Genomic DNA, 22,690 nt, shown 5'->3' on the forward strand with positions numbered 1-22,690 from the left:
AACCATTGTAATGTGTCGTAATGAAAACTAGCCAAGCTGATATTAGTCACGAGTTGGAAATCATCCGTAAAACTTTTGAACAGTTCAAATCGGGAGCCTCACTTGAGGCTTTGAAAGATGCTTCCGGGTTGGAAATTGAGCTTCGCACTTTGCAAAGACGATTGAACAAATTGAAGGAAATGGGGATTATCACAACGTCCGGCAAAACACGTGCGACCCTCTATTATCTTGTCCAATCTCCTATCGAAATTAAAGAAACTGTACAAGAGGGGGAAATTGTTCCTATTCCTTTATCACATGAAGGTAAAGAGATACGAAAAGCAGTTATGCGGCCTAGCTCTGTTCGCCGTCCTGTAGGATATAACCTGGATTTTTTGCTCTCTTATCGCCCGAATGTTGACAGTTATCTTACTCCGGATGACAAGCGTAAGCTCACAGAATTAGGAAAGACAATGCGGTTGGATCAACCAGCAGGAACCTATGCCAAAGAAATTCTGCAAAGGCTTCTTATCGACTTATCCTGGAACTCAAGCCGTCTGGAAGGAAACACTTACAGCTTGTTGGATACGCAGCAGCTTATTTCGCAGGGCAAGGCTGCCGATGATAAAACGGCGGCAGAAGCGCAAATGATCCTTAACCATAAGGACGCCATTGAATTCATTGTGCAGGCAGCCGATGAAATCGGTTTTAACCGCTATACGATCACCAACCTGCATGCGCTGCTCTCTAACAACTTGTTATCCGATCCTGCCGCTTCAGGCCGGTTACGTAGCTTCGGCGTAGGGATTGGTAATTCTGTTTTTGTACCGTTAAGCATACCGCAGCAGATCGAAGAAATGTTCGGGATCTTGCTCGAAAAAGCAGGAGAAATTCAAGATCCTTTTGAGCAGGCATTTTTTGTTATGGTGCAATTGCCGTATCTCCAGCCTTTTGATGATGTTAATAAACGCGTGGCGCGCCTGGCTGCCAATATACCCCTGAACAAACATAATCTTGCCCCGTTGGCTTTCGTCGATGTTCCCGAAGACCTTTATGTACAGGGAATGTTAGGAGTTTATGAACTCAATCGCGTCGAATTACTGAAAAACGTATTCATGTGGGCTTATGAACGTTCGGCGCTTCGATATGCCGCCTTGCGTCAATCATTGGGTGAGCCAGATATGTTCCGGCTGAAATACCGTGAAGATATTCGTAGTCTTGTCACCGAAATTGTGTCCAATGCCATACCGCCGGAAGATGCTAAGAGGCTGATCCGTATCAAGGCTGCAACACTCCCCGATAAAGATCAATCAAAATTTACCGAAACGGTTGATACTGAACTTCTGTCTTTGCATGAAGGCAATTTCGCCCGCTATTGGATCAGACCATCAGCGTTTGCGCGATGGAAAGAAGTTTGGGGAAAGCATTGATTACCCCTGATAATTATATCATCACCCTTTTACCACTACCGGCCGACCGGTAAATGGCTTCCACAATACGGATATCCCGCAGGCCTTCTTCACCGGGTACCAGCATAGCCTTTTTCTGCATAATGGATTGTGCATCATCATCCATTTGTTTGGCCTGCTGCCAGGGCACTTCATAAGGATGGTTTATTTCGCCCAAAGGGCTGCTGCCCCTTACGCCGTTATAACCGGAGTAAGGCGCCAGTTTAATATCGCCTTTTTCGCAGGTAATGTTCATGAAGTTCACATTTTCACCAAAGCTGGTTTTAATATGGGCCAGCACACCACCGGGAAATTCCAGTGTGGCAATGGCGGTTTCATCCAGCCCGTTCTTATAGATCTCCGGCCTTGTGGTGGAGGTTTGTGCAGATAGTACGGCTATGGGTTCCATACCACTGCCCAGGCGTGCGCCCTGTATGGCATACACGCCCATATCGTACATTACGCCGCCGCCCATAGCTTTGATCTGTTTCCAGTGGTTGGTGCGGTCATCCCGGTAACCGGCGGCGCAGTTCACTTCTTTTACCTTGCCCAGCAATTGCTCTTTTACAATGCGGCGGTATTCCTGTGTATTGGGCTCGTGCTGCAGGCGGTAGCCTATTGCCAGCGAGCGTTTATTTTTACGGCATGCCGTTATCATTTCCTGGCATTCCTTTTCCGTAATGGCCATAGGTTTTTCGCACCACACATGTTTGCCGGCATTGGCTGCGCGTATCACGTATTCTTTGTGCATAGAAGGCGGCAGCACTACGTATACCACATCTATATCCGGGTTATTGGCTATCTGGTCAAAGCTTTGGTAGTTGTAAATATTCTTGTCTGGGATGTTGTATTTCTTTTTCCAGGCTTCTGCTTTGGAAGGGGTGCCGGTTACAATACCGGCCAGGTAACAGTTCTTAGTTTGCTGCAGGGCAGGGGCCAGCAGATCTGTGCTGTAATAACCCAGGCCTACCAGGGCTACGCCCAGCTTGTCTTTTTTAGGGCGGGTGGCAGATAACAGCACGTTAGGGGAAAGCAGGAGCACGCTGCTGCCTACAGCCAGTGTTTTCAATACATCTCTGCGGGAGGTGGAGGTCATAACGGTTAGAATTTTATGTGGTTAAGGTTAAACAATTACACGGTTCAGTTGTTATCTACAGTGGCATTGCTACGTTATGAAGTTAATGGATTTTATGGGCACGGGCAACCTTTTTAATGTGCATATTTGCAAATATGCAGATGTGCAAATGACAAGCTCCGCATCCATCCATCTGCGCATTAATAACGCGCCCCTCCACCTGCACACATACGTGCATTCCCGTGTTACCAACGCTTTTACTACACTTTAAGTACGCCTTTACCTCATGATACTCCCGTGTCGCTCTCATGCCGCTCCCAGGTTAATCCCATGTCCTGTTCATGTTCTCTCCATGTCAATCCCTGGTTCCATCCATGTCAGATCCATCTTCACATCTACACATCCGCACATTTACAACACCTCCCGCTGTACCCTGGGCAGCTCCATCACCAGGTTCTCCCCATAAGCCATAGCTGGTGTCTGATACCCTGCGGTAAAATTTCCCTGTAATATTTTCTGTGTAATAAGTAAGGAGGCATAAGCCGTAAGGTCATAGGCTTCTGGTGTGCGCTGGCGCGCAGTAACCGTTTGTCCGTTGGCGTTGGTAGCCTGGCCCCACATATAGCTGGTGGCCTGGGTGCGCATTACATCTCCCGGGCCGGCAGGGCCGCGGTCTATTTTACGTTTAATAATGCTGCGTACAATGGGGTTGCGCAACAGCCAGTTAAAGAGGACCTGTACTTTTAATAACCAATAAGCTATCATTGGCATATTAGTATAGACGCGTATGTTAGGAATGCCGGTGCTGTAGCCGGCCGTAGCTACATCGCCCCAGGGCAGGCTAAGCACAAATATGGGTTTGCCGCCAAAGCTCACCCACATGGCCTTTTTACCCACAGGCTCACTTACTATATGACCGTTAAGGCGTGCGGCGCCCGGTTCTCCCAGCTTTTGAACCGTGTTAACAGCAGTGCCGTGGGAAAGGCCGCTGCCGCGGATAGTAAATGCCAGCTTCAGGTCCACCGCATCAGGTAACTTGTTCTTCAGGAACAGTGCCAGGCAATCAGTAGGTACCACATCAAAACCAGCGCCAGGTAATAACATGATGTCTGCCTGTTTGGCTGCAGCATCATACTTCCGGATCATTTCAAAAATATCCAGGTCGCCATTCAGGTCCACATAATGGGTGCCGGTTTGCAGGCAGGCTTCCACCATTTGTTTAGCAGTAAAATTATAGGGACCGGCAGCATTCACCACTACCTTTACCTGGCGCAGTGCGGCCAGCAGGGCAGGTGTATCGTCCAGGTCAATGGCCACATATGGCAAACCCAGCTGGGCAGCTAAGGGGGCTAATGCAGCGGCACGGCGGCCGGCCAGGATTGGTGATAGCCCATATTGTGTAGCATAACGTGCAATTAATTCACCGGTATAGCCATAGGCGCCATACAGTAGGAAAGTATTGGATTCCATCTTGGCAATGTACGAAAATATGATTATTACTTAGGTGGTTGCGGCTATAAAAACGAACACTGGTGTTCAGAAGTGAACAGTTTTTATCATGCTCACAGGTGTAATACATTGAAGCAGAATGGGCTGTTAATATGGCACTTTCTTAGCTGGCCTTCGCTAACACGCTTGCCTTATGATCCGTAACCATTTTAAAACAGCCTGGCGTAACCTGATGAAGCACAAAACCTTTTCCTTCATCAATGTAGCCGGCTTAACTATTGGCCTCACCAGCTTTTTGCTGGTATCCCTGTATATTTTTGATGAGCTTACATTTGACCGCTTCTTCACGCATAGTAATAACATTTACCGCATCGTGGAAAGCAGCACCAGCCCTGAAGGTAAGGCTAACCAGGTAGCCTATGTGGGTTACCCGGTATCTGAAAGCGCGGCTGCTCAATTCCCGGAGATACAAAAGGTAACGCGCATCAGTTACTGGGGGCGGGTCAACATGGCATCACCTGATAATGTGCGCGTGATCTATGGCGATTTTATGACCGTCAGCAGCGCCTTTCTGCAGGTGTTTGACTTCCCGTTATTGCAGGGCAATCCTGCGACCGCTTTAAATGCACCGCATACTGTAGTGGTTACGGAAACCGGCGCCCGGAAACTGTTTGGCACTACGGATGTAATAGGCAAAACCATCCGCGCCAACCGGGTAGATAGTTTACCTTATTTGATAACAGGCGTATTAAAAGACCTGCCGGTAAATACACAGTTCACCTTTGATTACGTATTTTCAGAAGCCACCTTAATAGGCGGCGACAAAGGCAAAAAGGCCCAGGCCAACTGGAATGCCAATGAATTTGTTTCGTTTGCCCTGCTGGATAACAAAACACACCCGCAAGCCGTGGAAGCTAAGCTGAACCAGCTGGTAGCCGCTAACCGGCAGGCAGATAATAAAAGCGGGCTGCATCTTACATTACAGCCTTTAAAGAACGTTCATTTTTATTCTGATAATATTGAAGGCAACCTGGGTAAAACAGGCAGCCTGGCCTATATGTACGTGTTTTCCATCATCGCATTATTTGTATTACTGATAGCCTGTATCAATTATATAAATCTTACCACGGCGCGCTTTACCAACCGGGCTAAGGAAATTGGTGTACGTAAAGTAGCCGGCGCCTCCCGTTACAACCTGGCCGGGCAGTTTATGGCAGAAGCATTGCTGGTTACGCTGGTAGGGCTGACCCTGGCCCTGGTATTGGTAAAAGCCTGCTTGCCCGCTTTCAATGCTTTTACCGAAAAACAGCTGGCGCTGGATGGCAGTACGGATCACCGTATATGGATAGGCGTTATAGGCGCGGCCATTACTGCGGCGTTGTTATCCGGCGTGTACCCTGCTTTTTTCCAATCGCGTTTAAGGCCGGTATTGCTGCTAAAAAGCAAGCTGCCCGCCGTAAAAGGCAGCATACCGCTGCGCCGCGGGCTGGTAGTGTTCCAGTTTGCCCTGTCCATTATTATGATCATTGCTACCATGGTAGTGTACCAGCAAATGAAATATGTAAGTACCAAAGACATGGGCTTTAACAAAACGCAGCTGCTGGTAGTGGATATTAACAGCCGCAAAATAGGACGCAGCGCAGCTGTTATTAAAAATGAATTTGCCCGGCTGCCGCAGTTGCAGGCTGTATCCGTAAGCTCGCGCGTGCCGGGCGAGTGGAAAAGCCTGCCTAAAATAAAAGTAAGGAATGAGCATACCGCTGTAACCGGGGGAAATGATATGTACTACTTAGGGGTGGATGACAGTTTCCTGAATACTTACCAGATAAAGCTGCTGCAGGGGCGTAATTTCAGGGAAGGTAAAGGAGATTCCCTGTCCGTAATTATAAATGAAACCGCCGCCAGGGAGCTGGGTATCATCACACCCGGGGAGCAGCTGCTGGATATACCTACGGTTAATTTTGGCGAGGACCCGGAGGAGGTACGTTTGCAGGTAAGAGTGGTAGGCATTGTAAAAGACTTTAACTTTCAATCCTTACATACGCCCTTAGCCCCCATGGTGCTGGGTTTTACCACTAATCCCATTCATGGCCCCGACTATTTTACCGCCCGCATTGCTGCGGGGAATACAGAAGCTACCATGGCAAAAATGAATGCCATCTTGCGGAATATAGACCCCGAACATTTATTTGAATACCATTTCCTGGATAAACAATGGGAGCTGTTTTACCGGGAGGATAGGATACGGGAAACCATCTTCCTGCTGGCAGCAGTGCTGGCCATCCTGATCGCCTGCCTGGGTTTGTTTGGACTGGCTACCTATGCTGCAGAGCAGCGGGTAAAGGAAATAGGCATCCGCAAGGTGTTAGGCGCCAGCTCACAGCGCATAGTGGCCATGCTGTCCAAAGACTTCCTGCAGCTGGTATTAATAGCTGCGCTGATAGCTTTTCCCGTGGCCTGGCTGGCTATGGAACGGTGGTTACAGGATTTTGCCTACCGCATTCACCTTAACTGGTGGACCTTTTTACTGGCCGGCCTGATAGCTGTGCTCATAGCCCTGGTTACCGTAAGCATGAAGGCCATTAAAGCAGCAGTAGCCAACCCGGTCAAGAGCCTGCGGGCAGAGTAAGCTGCCCTGCTTACCTCCAGGTTAGCTGTTACATTGCACCCGCGTTTTAGGCGTACCTTTGCAGGGTAAAAACCATAACATTATCCCTTTGAAAAGAAAAGATTTTATAGGGAAATTAATAGGAGGAGCAGCAGCTATGATCTCATTACAATCGTTCAGGAACTTTACCAATGGGCTGAACGAACAGGATACTATCATGCCGGTGTTATTTGTAGGGCATGGTTCCCCCATGAACGGTATTGAAGATAATGCCTTTAGCCAGCGCTGGGCGCAAATGGGGAAAGAGATCCCCACGCCGGCAGCCGTACTGGTAATATCTGCACACTGGCTTACAAGAGGCACGCATATCACCGCCATGGAACATCCCAAAACCATTCATGATTTTGGCGGTTTTCCACCGGAGCTGCACGCCGTGCAATACCCGGCCCCGGGCAGCCCGGAGCTGGCCGCCGCTACGCAGCAGCTGATCACTAAAACACATGTAGGACTGGATCACGACTGGGGCCTGGATCACGGCACCTGGACCATTGTACGGCACATGTACCCCAACGCCAACATACCCGTGCTGCAGTTAAGCATAGACTACCACCAGCCACCGGCTTACCACTATGAGCTGGCTAAGGAGCTGGCCGCCTTACGCAAAAAAGGCGTATTGATCATGGGCAGCGGTAACATGGTGCATAACCTGCGCATGGCAGCCTGGGATAAAATGGATACCCCGGAGTTTGCCTTTGACTGGTCTGTTGAAATGAATGAATTGTTTAAGAAGAATATAATAGAAGGTAACCACCAGGCGCTGATCCATTATGAACAGTTAAGCAAGTCCGCCAAACTGGCCATTCCCACACCGGATCACTATTACCCGCTGTTGTACACACTGGGACTGCAGGGCGCAAAAGATCAGCCTGTGTTCTTTAATGACAAGGTAGTAATGGGATCTTTTACAATGACTTCTGTGAAGATGGGTTAATGTACCTGGGCCCTGAAATAAAAGTAAATGGCCACAGCAATACTTAGCAGGATGATGCCCACCATCACCAGCCATGTTTTGTTCTTTGGTTGTCTTACAGCATCGCGCAGGCCACGGGTGCGCAATAAGGTTTCCACATCTTCTTTGGCCAGGCGTAAGGATTGTCTGATGCCTGTTTGCTGATTTTTTTCCTTCCAGTAATACTTTATGCCTTCTATCATACCCTTCCGCAGACAAAGATCTATGGTCTTTTCTTCAATGGCGCTGTAGATGCTCCCAGTAGTAGTGGTAGACTGCTCAAGCATAGATTGTTCAGTTTTTTAAAACGTGGTAAGTGGTAACAGCTAATTACTCCGTCAAGTTACTATTTTATTGTTTTATTGACACTGTTTTTAACATTCGGCAACTCTTGATGTATTTTTTTAAATTGTATCTAAATGGGAGTGAGGGAGGCGGGTAAGGGGAGGGATGTTCCTGAAGTAAAAAGCCGCTACGTTTATGCGTAGCGGCTGTGAAATCTTTTTTATGCGGGATCAATGTTTCAGCTTATCCTTAAAGGCTTTCCTGAATTTCTCCAGCTTGGGTTTTATCACATACGTACAATAAGGCTGTGACCCGTTTTGATTATAATAGTTCTGATGATAATCTTCCGCCGCATAGAAATTAGTTAAGGGTGCAATTTCCGTTACCACCGGTTTGTCATAAGCGCCGGATTCCTGCAGCTTTTGTTTGTAGTACTCCGCTTTTTTGTGCTGATCCTCATTATGATAAAAAATAACAGAGCGGTACTGCGTACCCACATCATTCCCCTGCCGGTTCAGCTGGGTAGGGTCATGGCTTTGCCAGAAAGCCTGTAACAGCTCCTCATAGCTTACTTTAGACGGGTCGTAGGTAACCTGGATCACTTCTGCATGGCCGGTGGTGCCGGTGCATACTTCTTCATAGGTAGGGTTGGCCACTGTGCCCCCGGCATAACCGGATTCTACCTTTACTACGCCATCCAGGTATTGGAACTGTGCTTCCGTACACCAGAAACAACCGCCGCCAAAAGTGGCTTTTTCTACCTGGGAAATATTGGATGTGTCCATATCATCGGGAACTTTTTCCGTACCGGTGGGTCCATTTTGGGCGCAGGCAGCCATCGTAACCGCCAGCAAACCACTTAACAAGGCATATCGTAACATAAAAATTTTACTCCAGATACGTAAATTACAACAATAGCGATGCTTAGAACGGCCAAGTTAAGTAACTTTAACATTCTTTTAGATACAACGGGATGAAACAACGGGTGGATCTTTGCCGGTTTGTTCCATCTGACAATAAAAAGACGAACGATTTTACATGAAATATTTTCCCGATTCGGCCCTGGTGCAATTGGAGTTTGACAAAATACAGGCTTTATTAAAAGAGCATTGCAAAACGGAGCTGGGCAAACAAATGGCAGAGGAATTACGGCTGCATACACATATTGACTATGTGCGGTCGGCCCTGCAACAGGCGCACGAGTATAAACAGCTTTTATTATTACAGGAATACTTCCCGAATGATCCGGTGCTGAACCTGAAAACAGAACTGCGTTTACTGAGTATACAAGGTGCGGTATTAAAGGAAGATCAGCTGATGCAGATACGCAAGCTGGCAGAGATCATGCACGGCATTTTCCGCTTTTTTGATCACGACCGCCGGATCCAGTACGCCGGCATGCACGAAGTAATTGCCCACACCCATTATGAGAAAAAGATAACGGCGTTGATAGATGAGGTGCTGGATGATGCCGGGCAGGTGCGTGATAACGCCACCCCGGAGCTGGCGAAGATCCGCATGTCGTTATTCCGTAAACGTACGGAGCTGCGCCGCGTGTTTGACCGTATCCTGCAAAAGCTGAACAAACAAGGTTACCTGGCAGATATTGAAGAAGCTTTCTTGAATACCCGCCGCGTGGTGGCTGTTTTTGCAGAGCATAAACGCATGGTAAAAGGCATTTTGCACGGGGAATCCGATACCCGCAAAACCTCCTTCATTGAGCCGGAAGAAACCATTGAGATCAATAACGAAGTGTTTTCCCTGGAAAGGGAAGAGGAGAAGGAAGTATACCGCATACTGCGCAACCTTACTGCTGCTTTAAGCCAGTATGCACCTTTGCTCACTAATTACCACGACATACTGGGCCTGTACGATTTTATACGTGCTAAAGCCCGGCTGGCGCTGGATATGGATGGTAACTTTCCCATGATCACCGCCCACTCGCAGGTGCATCTGGTAGATGCGTACCACCCGCTGCTGTTACTATACAACCGTAAGAACAGCAAACCTACTATACCCATTAACGTTACCCTGGATAAGGACCAGCACATCCTGGTGATCAGCGGCCCTAACGCCGGTGGTAAAACAGTAACGCTGAAAACAGTAGGTCTTATACAGCTCATGCTGCAGGCCGGTTTGCTGGTGCCGGTGCACCCCACCTCGCAGCTGGGTATTTTCCGGCAGCTCATGATCCACATTGGCGATACGCAGTCGCTGGAATTTGAGCTAAGCACCTACAGCTCTCACCTGAAGAACATGAAGTACTTCATGGAGAACGCTAACGGCAAAACGCTGTTTTTTATAGATGAACTGGGCAGCGGCTCTGATCCCAACCTGGGTGGGGCTTTTGCAGAAGTGATCATGGAAGAGCTGGCGCGCAAGCACTCCTTTGGTATTGTAACCACACACTACCTGAACCTGAAAATAATGGCCAACAAGGTAAAGGGCATTATTAACGGCGCCATGGGGTTTGATGAGCAAAACCTGCTGCCCATGTACAAGCTGATGGTGGGTAAACCCGGCAGCTCCTACACCTTTTCTATTGCGCAGCGCATAGGCCTGGATCCCGGGCTCATAAACCGCGCCCGCAAGCTGGTGGATGAAGGCCACTTCCGGCTGGACAAGCTGCTGAATAAAGCAGAGCAGGACCTGCAAAAAGTAGAGCAAAAAGAAAAGGACCTGCAAAAGCTGCTAAAGGAGAACGAACGCCTGAAAAAGGAATACGAGATCCTGTCCGACAAAGAACGCCAGAAGCAGGAGCAGGCCGTGTTAAAGCTGCAGAACAAGATCCGGGAAGATGAGCTGCAGTACCTGAAAGATATGGAACGCAAAATGAAGCAGATAGTAGTGGAGTGGAAGCGTACCGATGATAAGCAGAAAGTGCTGAAACAGGCAGAGGCCCTGCTGTTCCGCAAACGCGAAAAACAGATCAACGAAAAACAGGAGAAAAAGATCAATGATAAGTTCCAGGAAATAGGCGGGCAGTGTAAGGTAGGCGACCAGGTAAAGATCATTACCAATAACCAGGTAGGTAAGGTGCTGGAGATCCGTGACAAGCGGGTGATCGTAAAGATCGGCAATTTACCTATGAACGTAAAAATGTCGGACCTGGTGGTGGTGAAGGAAAAGGCAAAGGAAGAAGCGTAATATATTTAGGTGTGCCATACTTCAAAGGTGTGGCACGCGTAAGCGGACACCCCTTGTATCAAAACCGGACAGTTCATGACACTTCCAAATATCTAAAACACTGACTTCCAGCTGCCTGTTTATCTGGCACCTTCTTAGCGCCCTGCCCGGATAAACAACTTACCCATGATCTCCAACTATCTTAAAATTGCGTGGCGGCAGCTGGTCAATAATAAGGGGTACAGCGCTATTAATATCCTGGGCCTGGCCATGGGTATGGCCGTTACGCTGCTGATAGCATTATGGGTATATAAGGAATACACTTACGATAAATTTCTGCCCGATCATGAGCGCATTTACCAGGTACAGCGCAATTTTAACAGCAATGGTGAGATACTTACCTTCAACACTACTTCCCTGAAGCTGGCCGATGTGCTCCGCAACACTATCCCTGAAATTGAAAACCTGTCAGAAACAGACTGGATGGGGCCTCATGGGCTAATGGCCGGGGAGCAGAAGATGTATCTGCGGGGCGCAGTAGCCGGCAGCGACTTCCTGAAAATATTTAAATTCCCCCTGCTGGAAGGTACGGCCAACGGCGTGTTAAAAGAACCTTTTTCAATCGTGCTCACGGAATCTACCGCCAAAGCATTATTCGGCAATCAAAATGCCGTAGGCAAAATAGTGCGTATAGATAACCAGCATGATCTGAAAGTGACCGGCATCCTCAAAGACCTGCCGGCCAATGCCACCTTCCAGTTTAAATACGTGGTGCCTTTCAGTTATTATGAGCAAACCCGGGATTATGTAAAGGAAGCACGTAACGGTAGCTTTACGGGAAACAGCTTTCAGCAGTTTGTAAAGCTGCGGCCTGGTGTGAACCTGGCGAAGGTGGCCGCTAAAATAAAAGACATTGAAAAAAGCGAGGATAGTCCTAATGCCAAAAACTCCGATGTGATCCTGACGCCTTTCCAGGACCGGCATTTATACAGCCAGTATAAAAATGGGAAAGTGGCCGGCGGTTTTATTGAATATGTGCACATTTTCAGTGTTATCGGAGGTTTGGTGTTACTGATAGCCTGTATCAACTTTATAAACCTTACCACGGCCCGCTCCGCCAAAAGGGGAAAGGAAGTGGGCATCCGCAAAGCAATTGGCTCACATAGGAATGCGCTCATCCTGCAGTTCCTTACAGAATCTTTCCTGCTAACCTTTTTTGCATTCGTACTAGCGTTGCTGTTAGTGCTGCTGGCATTACCTGCTTTTAATGCATTAACCGCCAGCACCATCCGCATACCTTACAACAGCTTTATTTTCTGGTTGCTGGTAACCGGGGGCGGGATATTAATTGGTTTGCTGGCTGCCAGCCGCCCGGCTTTTCATCTTTCTTCCTTTAACGCCGTTAAAACATTAAAAGGGGTAGTGCAGTCCGGCAGGTCTGCGGTATTTTCCCGGAAAGTGCTGGTAGTAGTACAGTTCAGCTGTTCGGTAGCGCTTATTATCAGCACCATTGTGGTGTACCGCCAGGTGCAATATGCCAAAGACCGGCCAGCAGGTTATGAGGTGGACCAGCTAATGACCACGAATGTAAATAAAGACCTGTGGCTAAATTATACCGCATTGAAGGACGAGCTGCTGAGAAGCAGGGTAGTGCAATCCGTTACTAACGCCTCCAGCCCAACCACCTGGATAGAGTGGCATTCTGACCTGGATAGCTGGCCGGGTAAAAATGCCGGTGAAACCGTAGAAATGGGCGTGATAGAAGTAGCTGCCGACTATTTTAAGACCATGGGCATGCAGCTGAAAAGCGGGCGGGATTTTACCGGTTATTACCCCTCCGATTCGCTGGATGTGCTGTTAAATGAGGCCGCAGTAAAAAGGCTGCGCTTAACCGCGCCCCTGAACCAGCTGATCACTTTTGATGATAAAAAGCGCAGGATCATTGGCGTGGTAAAGGATGCTTTAATGGCGTCGCCCTTTGCAGCGGCAGATCCTACTATGTTTATGCCCAGCGGTACGCCTAACAGTTATATGATGTACCGCCTGTCCGCCGGCGTAAATCCCCATACCGCTGTGGACAAGCTCACTAAGATATTTAATAAGTACAGTCCTGCTTTTCCCTATAAATATGATTTTGCCAATGAACAGTACAATGGCATGTTCCAGCAGGAGCTGCTTATGGGCAAGCTGTCCGGCATCCTGGCCGTGCTGGCTATTGTGATCTCCTGCCTGGGATTGTTTGGGCTGGCCGCCTATATAGCAGAACAGCGTACGAAGGAAATAGGGGTTCGTAAAGTGCTGGGCGCTTCTGTAACCCAGGTATGGCTGTTATTATCCAAAGACTTTGTATGGCTGGTAGGCATTAGCTGCTGTATTGCCACGCCGGTGGCGCTGTACTTTTTACAGGGCTGGCTGGAAAAATACGAATACCGTATTGCCATTGGGCCATGGGTATTTATTATTGCCGCCCTGCTGGCGCTCAGCATTACTTTAATTACTGTCAGCTTCCAATCTATTAAGGCAGCCTTAGCCGATCCGGTGAAGAGTCTGAAGATGGAGTAGGAGGCGGCCATATATAATATAACACTGAATTAATATCCCCACGTACCCCCCTATAAAGGGAAATGCTTATTATTATACCCCGTCTTACAGGCGTAGCAGGCAATGGACCATCGGCTATGGTCCATGGACGGCGACGGTTTACGCGGTCCGTCTATACCCCTATAAAAGATATCTATATTACTCCCACTTGTTTAGCTGGCTAATTATTTTTACTTTTGGCCCCATGAATAAGATACCGGTGTCAGAAACTGTGAGTTACCTGATCTCAAGGATCGGTAAAGCGCACCGTAACAGGGCTAATGAGCTGCTGTCGTCCCTGAACCTGCATGCAGGACAGGAGCTGTTGTTGCAGCAGATCTACCAGCAGCAGGGTATTACCCTCAATGAGCTTACCTGCGGCATGTGCGTGTCTGCCGTAACGGTAACCCGTACGGTAGAGCGGCTGGAAAAGAACGGATTCCTTAAAAAGGAGCGCTGTTCATTCGACCAACGTGCTGTAAGAGTGTATCTTACGGAAAAAGGGGTATCTGCCGTGGAGACGGTGGAACAGAAAATGTGGGAGGTGCTGGAACGGGAAACCGTCGATAACCTGAGCACTGAAGAACGGATGTTATTAAAGCGGTTATTAATGCAGGTATTGAGCAACTTGTCATAATATGGTTAGCTGGCTAAATACTTATCTAGTATAATTGTCTTGAAGAATTAATTGTAATTATTTAGAAAATTGCTGGAAGGATATTTTAAATTTGTTGGCAGAAGTTATGTGATGGAACTGTTGTACTGTAAGCTGTAGTAATCATAGCGTTGCCTTTATATCCTCCACCGGCATTTATCTGAAAAAACCGCTTTTCTGATGAAGAACAATGTGTTAATACCCGTGTATGATATCAGCGCAAAAATGCCCGGAGCATCTGAAATGCCGGGATTTACCATTGGCCGTTCGCTGAACATGCCCGCAGGAGGGGCGGTATATCCGCACCGGCATGCAGGTTTCACCATTACGTTGCTGTTATCCGGTCAAATGACCCAGTACATAGATTTTGAAAAGTATACCGTTGCCGCACCGGCAGTCATCCTGCTGGCGCCAGACCAGGTACATCAACATGGAAGTGAAGATTCCATCTGTGAATCCGTATATATCCATTTTGATAAGGAATTCCTGATGGCGGAATGCCAGGGTATGCTCAACTGCTGGGCATGCATCTTTGATAAACGGGCCATTCCTGTAAAGGCAGCCCAGATGCAGGAGCTTATGAACTATGCAGGTCTCATTCTCCGGGAATACAGCAGCATGCGCCCAATGCGGGACAGCATTATCCGTAACCTGCTGAATGTTCTGATCATGGCTTGCGGCCGGCTGCCACAGCACAACGTAGCCTACATGCAGCTGGATACGGCCCAAAGCCGCATGGTACGCCAGTTCAATGAGCTGTCTGACCAGCACTTCCGGGATAAAACCCAGGTGGCCAATTATGCAGATATGATGTTCGTTACGCCAGGGCACCTGAACGATACTGTAAAAGCCGCTGTGGGCAGAACCGCTAAACAGGTTATAGATGAAAAACGTATCATGGAAGCTAAACGCCTGCTGTTCTGGGGAGATCATTCTGTTAAGGAAATAGCCTGGCAGCTTAACTTTGAGGATGATGCGTACTTTAACCGCTTCTTTAAAAAACACACCGGGCAAACACCGGTTATGTTTCAACGGAGTATCCGGGAAAAGTACAATTAATACCGCGATTTGTTAAACAGGAAACCTAAAGCCTTGTATTACTTTTGTATTGATTTTATAAGCATATGAAAATGATTGTAAACATACCCGCCGCCCTGTTTTGTTAAATTATTTTTTAACAACAGTAACAAAACAACTTGCTGATCCGTATAAGGATACGCCGGCGGGTGAAACCATGTCAGAGCTTACTGCTGGCCAATTCTGTTAAAACTACTACCCGAAGCTGTCACTAAAACAAACAACCTTTTAATTGCTGAAAAGTAAAACGGGCATTTTTTGTCCTACTGAAAGGTATTCGAACGTCTTTACAATATATAACACTATAACAAATGGAACTATTATTGAAAAAAATGATCACACGCAAGCCACTCGCCTACCTCTCCGGCATTCTGATGCTGGCTGTAGTATTATATAGCTGTGCTTCAAACCAGGCAGCTCCACCGCCGCCACCGCCTCCTCAATTGCCTGTTATGGCAATTACATCAGCGCCGGCTACTACTTACCTGGAATTTCCCGCTTCGCTGGAAGGAAAGGTGAATGTAGATGTGCGCCCGCAGGTATCTGGTTATCTGGAAAAAATATTTGTAGATGAAGGCGCCTATGTAAAAGCAGGCCAGCCTTTGTTTAAAATAAATCCGCAGGTATATGCCGAGCAATTGAACAGTGCAAATTCAAACGTGCTTGCAGCCGAGGCCAATATGGATAAGGCGCAGGTTGAAATGGACCGCCTGGCGCCCCTGGTAGCCAACAATGTTGTTTCTGACGTGCAGCTGAAAACAGCCAAAGCAAATTATGAAGCAGCAAAAGCCGCTGTAGCCCAGGCTAAAGCAGCAGTAGGCAGCGCCCGTATCAATGTAGGTTATACCCTGGTGAATGCACCGGTAAGCGGTTACATTGGCAGAATACCTTATAAAATAGGCGCCCTTGTAGGCAATAATGATGAACAGCCACTCACAGTGCTTTCCGACGTACGTGAAATGTACGCCTACTTCTCTATGAGTGAGGCCGATTTCATTGCATTCAAAAACAACTTTGCAGGTAAGACGATCGAAGAGAAATTAAAACAAGCGCCTCCTGTAGAGCTGATCCTGGCAGACAATACCTCATTTGCCGAAAAAGGGAAAATAGAAACTATAGAGGGCCAGTTCAATAAAACTACCGGCGCTATTAGTTTCCGTGCAACGTTTCCCAATGCCGGTGGCATATTGCGTACCGGTAACACAGGTAAAGTAAGATTAACACAGCAGCTTACTGATGCCATTACTATACCGCAGGAAGCCACCTTTGAAATACAGGACAAAGTATTTGTATACACAGTGGCCGATAGCAATAAAGTAGCGAGCAAACCTATTACCATTGCCGGAAAAACAGCCAACCTCTATTTTGTAAGCGATGGGCTGAAAGCAGGCGAGAAAATAGTTTTATCCGGAACCGGCAGTTTAAAGGACGGCGCTGTAATTACGCCTCAGCCGGTATCGGCAGATAGTGTGCTCAAGTCAAAACCGTTGTAAGTGGCAGGCTATACTTTAATGTAAAGTATACCATGCAAAAATCGATTTTACTTACAATCAAAAAGTGAACTTATCATGTTAAGAAGATTCATATTAAGGCCGGTACTTTCTACGGTAGTGTCCATAATTCTACTACTACTGGGCATTATCTCTTATTTTGCCCTGCCTGTTACCTTGTTTCCCGATATCGCGCCGCCCAGTGTAACGGTTTCGGCTACTTACCCCGGCGCCAATGCCGAAGTAGTGGCCCGTTCAGTGGCTAACCCGATAGAGGAAGCAGTGAATGGGGTGGAGAATATGACCTACATGACCTCCAACTCCAGTAACGATGGTAGTATGGTGTTAACGGTCTATTTCAAACAGGGAACCAATCCTGATATTGCTGCTGTAAACGTACAGAACCGGGTATCCAAAGCCACCAGCCAGTTACCCACGGAAGTGGTAACAGCGGGCCTCAGCACGCAAAAAGTACAGAACGGTTTCATCATGTTCATGGGATTGTATAGTGAAGATCCTAAACAGTACGATGAAAAGTTCCTGCAAAACTATATCAAGATCAATCTTATCCCCCAGATCCAGCGTGTACCGGGTGTAGCACAGGCGCAGATCTTTGGCGCCAAGGATTACTCCATGCGTATATGGTTAAAACCCGATCGTCTTGCAGCGAATAATCTTTCTCCGCAGGATGTGTTGGCCGCGATCAGGGATCAGAACATAGAATCGGCTCCGGGCCGTTTGGGTGAGAACAGCAAGGAAACCTTTGAATTTGTATTGAAATACAAAGGTAAGCTAAACCTGAACGAGGATTATGAGAATATTGTGATAAAGGCGAACAGTGATGGATCCATGCTTCGCTTAAAAGATCTGGCACGTATAGAATTCGGTTCGCTCAATTACGGAGCTAACAACCTGCTGGATGGAAAACCGGCCGCAGGTTTTGCTATTATTCAAACAGCCGGCTCTAACGCCAGCGAGATCATTGAACAGATAGAGAAGCTGCTGGTACCATTCAGCGCTTCACTACCCAAGGGCGTGAAGACTGAAATCATGTACAACGCCAAGGACTTCCTGGACGCCTCCATCGACCAGGTACGTGAAACGCTTGTGATCGCATTTATATTGGTGTTCCTGGTGGTGTTTGTGTTCCTGCAGGATTTCCGTTCTACACTGATCCCTGCCATAGCCGTGCCCGTGGCCATTATAGGTACATTCTTCTTCCTGCAGCTCTTTGGGTTTAGTATTAATCTGCTTACCCTGTTCGCCTTAGTGCTGGCCATTGGTATTGTGGTGGTTGATGCGATCGTGGTGGTGGAAGCCGTGCATGCCAAAATGGAACAAACACACTGGCCTGCAAGAAAAGCTACTTTGAAGTCAATGGACGAGATCTCGGGTGCTATCATATCTATTACCCTGGTAATGATGGCGGTATTTATACCCGTTGGTTTCATGCAGGGCCCAGCAGGTGTATTCTACAGGCAGTTTGCCTTTACACTGGCCATTGCCATCATGATCTCGGCCATCAACGCCCTGACCCTGAGCCCTGCCTTGTGTGCATTGTTCTTAAAAACGGGAGAGGGTGAGCATGGCAAGAAAACCGGCTTCGGAAGCCGGTTCTTTAATGCCTTTAACGCCGGATTTAACTCAATGACACACCGGTATATAAAGGGTATTGGCTTTCTGATCCGCCGTAAATGGGTTGCCATAGGCCTCCTGGTTATTATAACGCTCGGCGCCTTTATACTGGCCCGCAGAGCACCTACAGGATTTATTCCTACGGAAGACCAGAGCTTTGTATTATATGCGCTGAACACACCTCCGGGTAGCTCAATGGACAGAACGCATAAGTCTACAGAAACGTTGGACAAAATGCTTCGTCAAAACCCGGCAGTACGGCATACATGGACGGTGGATGGTTTTAACTTCATCAGTAATGCCGCTGCATCTCCTTATGCTGCAGGTTTTATACGCTTAAAAGACAGGCACGAAAGAGGAGATGTAAAGAATATTGACCAGGTTACAGGAATGATGTATGGGCCGGCAAGCCAGCTGAAAGATGCAAGCGCCTTCTTCTTTACCTTCCCTACAGTGCAGGGTTTTGGTAACGTGAGCGGCTTTGAGTTCATGCTGCAGGACAGGCTGGGCCGTCCTTTGGACCAGCTGGGTAATAATGCATGGGGCTTTATCGGCGCGTTGATGCAAAGAAAAGAGATCGGTGCAGCTTTTACTACCTTTTCCGCTAACAATCCGCAATACAGAGTAGAGGTAGATAATTATAAAGCCAAGCAATTAGGCGTAGCTATCAGTGACCTGATGCAGACCTTGCAGATCTATTACGGTAGCAGCTATGTTTCGGATTTTAACCGTTTTGGAAAGTACTATCGCGTAGTAGCGCAGGCAGATGTGCCTTATCGTAACGACATTCACTCGCTCGATGGTATTTATGTGAAGAATAGCACGAATGAAATGGTGCCTGTAAAATCGATCGTTTCATTAAAACGTGTATATGGCCCTGAAACAGTAACCCGCAACAACATGTTTAATGCGGTTACCATCAACGGTACACCTAAACCAGGTTATAGTACGGGTGATGCCATCAGAGCCATTGAGGAAACGGCGAAACAGGCGCTTCCGCAAGGTTATGGCTACGAGTGGACAGGATCAACCCGTGAAGAGATCAAGGCAGGCGATCAGCAGATCTACATCTTCATCCTCAGTATTATATTCGTATACTTCCTGCTGGCAGCTCAATATGAAAGTTATGTGTTGCCGCTTGCAGTAATCCTGACCATACCAACAGGTATCCTGGGTGTATTTACCTTCATCGGTTTTGCCGGGCTGGATAATAACATCTATGTACAGATCGGGATGATCATGCTGATAGGGTTGCTGGCCAAGAATGCGATCCTGATCGTAGAATTTGCCGTGCAGCGAAGACGGAATGGCATGGGCCTTCTTGAATCGGCGCTGGCTGGGTCAAGAGCAAGGCTTCGTCCTATCTTAATGACTTCATTTGCCTTTATCGTAGGTCTGATACCCCTGGTATTTGTGCAGAAAGGATCGGCCGTTGGTAACCATTCCATAGGCTATAGCGCCATCGGGGGTATGCTTACCGGTGTAATATTAGGTGTGTTTATTATTCCTGTACTGTACGTTATTTTCCAGTATTTACAGGAAAGGATAACAGGCCGCGCCGGCTTAAGGGTCTATGAAGAAGAGATGGAAGAAGAACCAGCTTTATAGAAATAAGCTTAACGCTAAATGCAGAACGCTAAACGCTGATTGCATTTTGCGTTCAGCGTTAAGCATTCAGCATAAAATAAATAGTACATGCAAAAGAGACTTTTCATACCAATATTTTTTCTGATAGTTGTAGTGCTGGCAGCCTGCCGGGTGGGTCGTAATTATGAGCGGCCCGCCCTGGTACTGCCGGAGCACTTCAATGGGCAAACGCAGGCGCCCTCAGACAGCAGCATAGCAGGGGTGGAGTGGAAGCAGTTCTTCCAGGACCCGGTGTTACTGCAGCTGATAGACAGTACGCTGAAAGGCAACTACGACCTGCAGCTGGCATTAAAGAATATAGAAAGTGCGCAGTCATATGTAAAACAGGCCAAAGCCGCCTGGCTGCCGTCTTTAAATTTACAGGCCACGGCTAATACCAGCCATCCTTCCAAGAACAGCTTGAACGGCATTAGCCTGGGCAGCTTCCTGAAGACGGATCATATTGAGGATTATACGCTGTCCGCTAACCTTTCCTGGGAGATAGATGTGTGGGGTAAGATCAAACGCCAGAAAGAAGCCGCACTGGCCGACTACCTGAGAAGCTATGAAGGCGCCCGCGCCGTGCAAACAGAGCTGGTAGCCAATGTAGCCAACAGCTATTATAACCTGCTGATGCTGGATGAGCAATTGCAGATTGCCCGCCGTAATGTATCCCTGAGCGATTCTATTGTGCAGATGATGCGCCTGCAGAAAACAGCCGGCGATGTAACAGAGCTGGCCGTACAACAGGCATTATCCCAGCAGCAAACAGCAGCCCTGCTGGTACCGCAGCTGGAGCAAGGCATAGCCATACAGGAAAATGCCCTGCAGATCCTGGCCGGCAAACTCCCGGGTACGGTTACACGGAGCGCTAACCTGGAAGATATCAGTTTATCGAGCTCCCTGAGCACCGGCGTACCGGCAGAGCTGATCAGCAAACGCCCGGACGTACGTTCTGCAGAAATGGAGCTGGTAGCAGCCAATGCGCAGGTAGGCGTGGCCCAGGCCAGCATGTACCCAGCCCTTACCATTACGGGCACCGGCGGGTTAAACTCCTACAAAGCAGCCAAATGGTTTGATATCAACTCCCTGTTCGGCACCGTAGCTGGTGGAATTACCCAACCGGTATTCAACCGCCGCCAGCTGAAAACGCAGCTGGAAATAGCCCGCATTCAGCGCGACGAGGCAGCCATCCGTTTCCGTAAGCAGGCGCTGAACGCCATTGGCGAAGTAAGTAATGCCCTGGTATCACTGGATAAGCTGCAAAGCCAGCGCCAGATAGCTAACAACCAGGTACAAACGCTGGATACCGCCATTTCCCAGGCCCGCCTGCTGTTCCGCAGCGGTTTGGCTAACTACCTGGAAGTGATCACCGCACAAGGCAATTCCCTGCAAGCCCAGCTGACCCGTGTGGATATCGTTAGGCAGCAGCTGAGCGCCGGAGTGGAATTGTACCGGTCTTTAGGTGGCGGATGGAAATAGTGCATGGACTGAAACATATTAAACAATAGAAAAGGAAAAAGACACAACAGCAAGGAATTAGGAACGCCGTACGCAGGTACGGCGTTTTTTTTGCCCTGAAATGCCCTGTGGATGGGAGATAAGGCAGTTTCAGAAAAATAAATTTTTTAAATTAAATTCCTTTTATACTTTTGCGCCGGAGGAATGGCAGAGCGGTCGATTGCGGCAGTCTTGAAAACTGTTGACTGTAACAGGTCCGGGGGTTCGAATCCCTCTTCCTCCGCTCACTTTTATGGCCCCGCTATGCGGGGCATTTTTATTTTATAACAGCGCGTTCCAAACATACCATGGATAACCTTGTATGAAAATACAAGCTACTTTTTGAACAGATTTCTTGTTCAGATCCGGTCAGCAGCATTTATGCCCCTTAATTACCTATTTAAGTTTCTTTCTCAACCATTTACGAACCGGCTCATCATACCATTTCAATGTGGCGTAGGCCAGAATAATGCCGCCTGTTAAGATGAGTAATGCATACGGCCACGCCTGTACGATGGTTATGCCTTTATGGTTGCTGATCCAGGCAACATAAAAATATACCAGCGGGTAATGTACCAGGTAAAGCGGATAGGAAATATCGCCTAAGAATTTGCATATCCTGTTTTCTCTTTGGGTTTGTATTACGCCGCTGGCGCCAAGATAAACGATCAGCGGGAAAATGATAATGATGCAAACAGATTCATAAACCCCGTTCATCCAAACATGCTCAGCACCACCGATGCGTGGCATATATAGTAAGATGGCCACTAAAAGACTGCACCACAAAAAGGCATTTTTAACGCGGGTTGGTTTTGCTATACGTGAAAGTAACAGGCCGGCAAAGAAAGGGTACATGGTACGGGTCAGCCCCACGCGCACATGTTCCACATTCAGCGTCCAACCGCCGCTGACATCGCCGTTTGTGATGGCCAGGTGTGCGAGTGCCGCAGCAGAGATGATCACTAAAATACTTAATGCCGTTTTAGAGAATTTCCTGATCCCGATAGCGTAAAGAATGTTGGCAATGTATTCAAAGAACAATGACCATCCCACGCTATTCAGGGGGTGCATCTCTTCCCTGCCACGTATATCAAGCGATAAGGGCACCGGAAGAAGGGTATAACCGATCAGCTCCACCAGAAGCTCCT

Annotated in this window: 15 protein-coding genes and 1 tRNA gene; 11 read left to right on the forward strand and 5 right to left on the reverse strand. The window is 47.9% G+C overall.

The annotated features are described in order from the left end of the window. The first annotated feature begins 20 nt into the window (after nt 1-20). Entirely contained in the window at nt 21-1,409 is a 1,389-nt protein-coding gene (locus KVT36_RS29525; protein ID WP_217607030.1) for a Fic family protein, read from the forward strand. 13 nt (nt 1,410-1,422) lie between these two features. On the opposite strand, the gene KVT36_RS29530 is transcribed toward KVT36_RS29525, so the two are convergent. Continuing rightward, complete coding sequence (locus KVT36_RS29530) at nt 1,423-2,523, reverse strand: Gfo/Idh/MocA family protein (RefSeq protein WP_217607031.1); 1,101 nt, start codon at nt 2,521-2,523, stop codon at nt 1,423-1,425. A 390-nt stretch (nt 2,524-2,913) separates the two neighbouring features. Continuing rightward, a complete protein-coding gene (locus KVT36_RS29535) occupies nt 2,914-3,972 on the reverse strand; it encodes a trans-acting enoyl reductase family protein (protein ID WP_217607032.1) in 1,059 nt (352 codons plus the stop codon). A 172-nt stretch (nt 3,973-4,144) separates the two neighbouring features. Here KVT36_RS29535 and KVT36_RS29540 point away from each other — a divergent pair, with 172 nt between their 5' ends. Further along, nucleotides 4,145-6,580 (forward strand): ABC transporter permease, encoded by a 2,436-nt coding sequence (locus KVT36_RS29540; protein WP_217607033.1) that lies wholly within the window; start codon nt 4,145-4,147, stop codon nt 6,578-6,580. 88 nt (nt 6,581-6,668) lie between these two features. Then, nucleotides 6,669-7,550, forward strand: a complete 882-nt coding sequence (ygiD, locus tag KVT36_RS29545) for a 4,5-DOPA dioxygenase extradiol (RefSeq protein ID WP_254640251.1) — start codon at nt 6,669-6,671, stop codon at nt 7,548-7,550. On the opposite strand, the gene KVT36_RS29550 is transcribed toward ygiD, so the two are convergent. After that, nucleotides 7,547-7,855, reverse strand: a complete 309-nt coding sequence (locus tag KVT36_RS29550; RefSeq protein WP_217607034.1) for a hypothetical protein — start codon at nt 7,853-7,855, stop codon at nt 7,547-7,549. The two genes, ygiD and KVT36_RS29550, sit on opposite strands and share 4 nt — an antisense overlap. Nucleotides 7,856-8,083: 228 nt before the next feature. Then, a complete protein-coding gene (gene msrA, locus KVT36_RS29555; protein ID WP_368670057.1) occupies nt 8,084-8,638 on the reverse strand; it encodes a peptide-methionine (S)-S-oxide reductase MsrA in 555 nt (184 codons plus the stop codon). A gap of 253 nt (nt 8,639-8,891) precedes the next feature. Between msrA and KVT36_RS29560 the strand changes: the two genes are divergently transcribed. The 8 genes from KVT36_RS29560 (at nt 8,892) to KVT36_RS29595 (ending at nt 21,786) form a co-directional block, all read left to right on the forward strand. Continuing rightward, entirely contained in the window at nt 8,892-11,000 is a 2,109-nt protein-coding gene (locus KVT36_RS29560; protein WP_217607035.1) for an endonuclease MutS2, read from the forward strand. Nucleotides 11,001-11,165: 165 nt separating this feature from the next. Then, nucleotides 11,166-13,541, forward strand: coding sequence for an ABC transporter permease (locus KVT36_RS29565; protein ID WP_217607036.1), 2,376 nt, complete (start codon nt 11,166-11,168; stop codon nt 13,539-13,541). A gap of 223 nt (nt 13,542-13,764) precedes the next feature. After that, entirely contained in the window at nt 13,765-14,196 is a 432-nt protein-coding gene (locus KVT36_RS29570; protein ID WP_217607037.1) for a MarR family winged helix-turn-helix transcriptional regulator, read from the forward strand. A 198-nt stretch (nt 14,197-14,394) separates the two neighbouring features. After that, nucleotides 14,395-15,273, forward strand: a complete 879-nt coding sequence (locus KVT36_RS29575) for a helix-turn-helix domain-containing protein (RefSeq protein WP_217607038.1) — start codon at nt 14,395-14,397, stop codon at nt 15,271-15,273. A 329-nt stretch (nt 15,274-15,602) separates the two neighbouring features. Continuing rightward, entirely contained in the window at nt 15,603-16,784 is a 1,182-nt protein-coding gene (locus tag KVT36_RS29580; RefSeq protein WP_217607039.1) for an efflux RND transporter periplasmic adaptor subunit, read from the forward strand. Nucleotides 16,785-16,859: 75 nt separating this feature from the next. After that, on the forward strand, nt 16,860-20,024 hold the full coding sequence (locus KVT36_RS29585) for an efflux RND transporter permease subunit (RefSeq protein ID WP_217607040.1): 3,165 nt from the start codon (nt 16,860-16,862) through the stop codon (nt 20,022-20,024). 87 nt (nt 20,025-20,111) lie between these two features. After that, a complete protein-coding gene (locus KVT36_RS29590; protein WP_217607041.1) occupies nt 20,112-21,524 on the forward strand; it encodes an efflux transporter outer membrane subunit in 1,413 nt (470 codons plus the stop codon). A gap of 177 nt (nt 21,525-21,701) precedes the next feature. Beyond that, nucleotides 21,702-21,786: transfer RNA gene (locus tag KVT36_RS29595), tRNA-Ser, on the forward strand. 152 nt (nt 21,787-21,938) lie between these two features. On the opposite strand, the gene KVT36_RS29600 is transcribed toward KVT36_RS29595, so the two are convergent. Continuing rightward, nucleotides 21,939-22,690, reverse strand: a 752-nt coding sequence (locus KVT36_RS29600) for an acyltransferase (protein ID WP_217607042.1), incomplete at its 5' end; no start/stop codon positions are given.

The sequence above is a fragment of the Chitinophaga sp. GbtcB8 genome (assembly GCF_019091455.1).
Taxonomy (GTDB): Bacteria; Bacteroidota; Bacteroidia; order Chitinophagales; family Chitinophagaceae; genus Chitinophaga.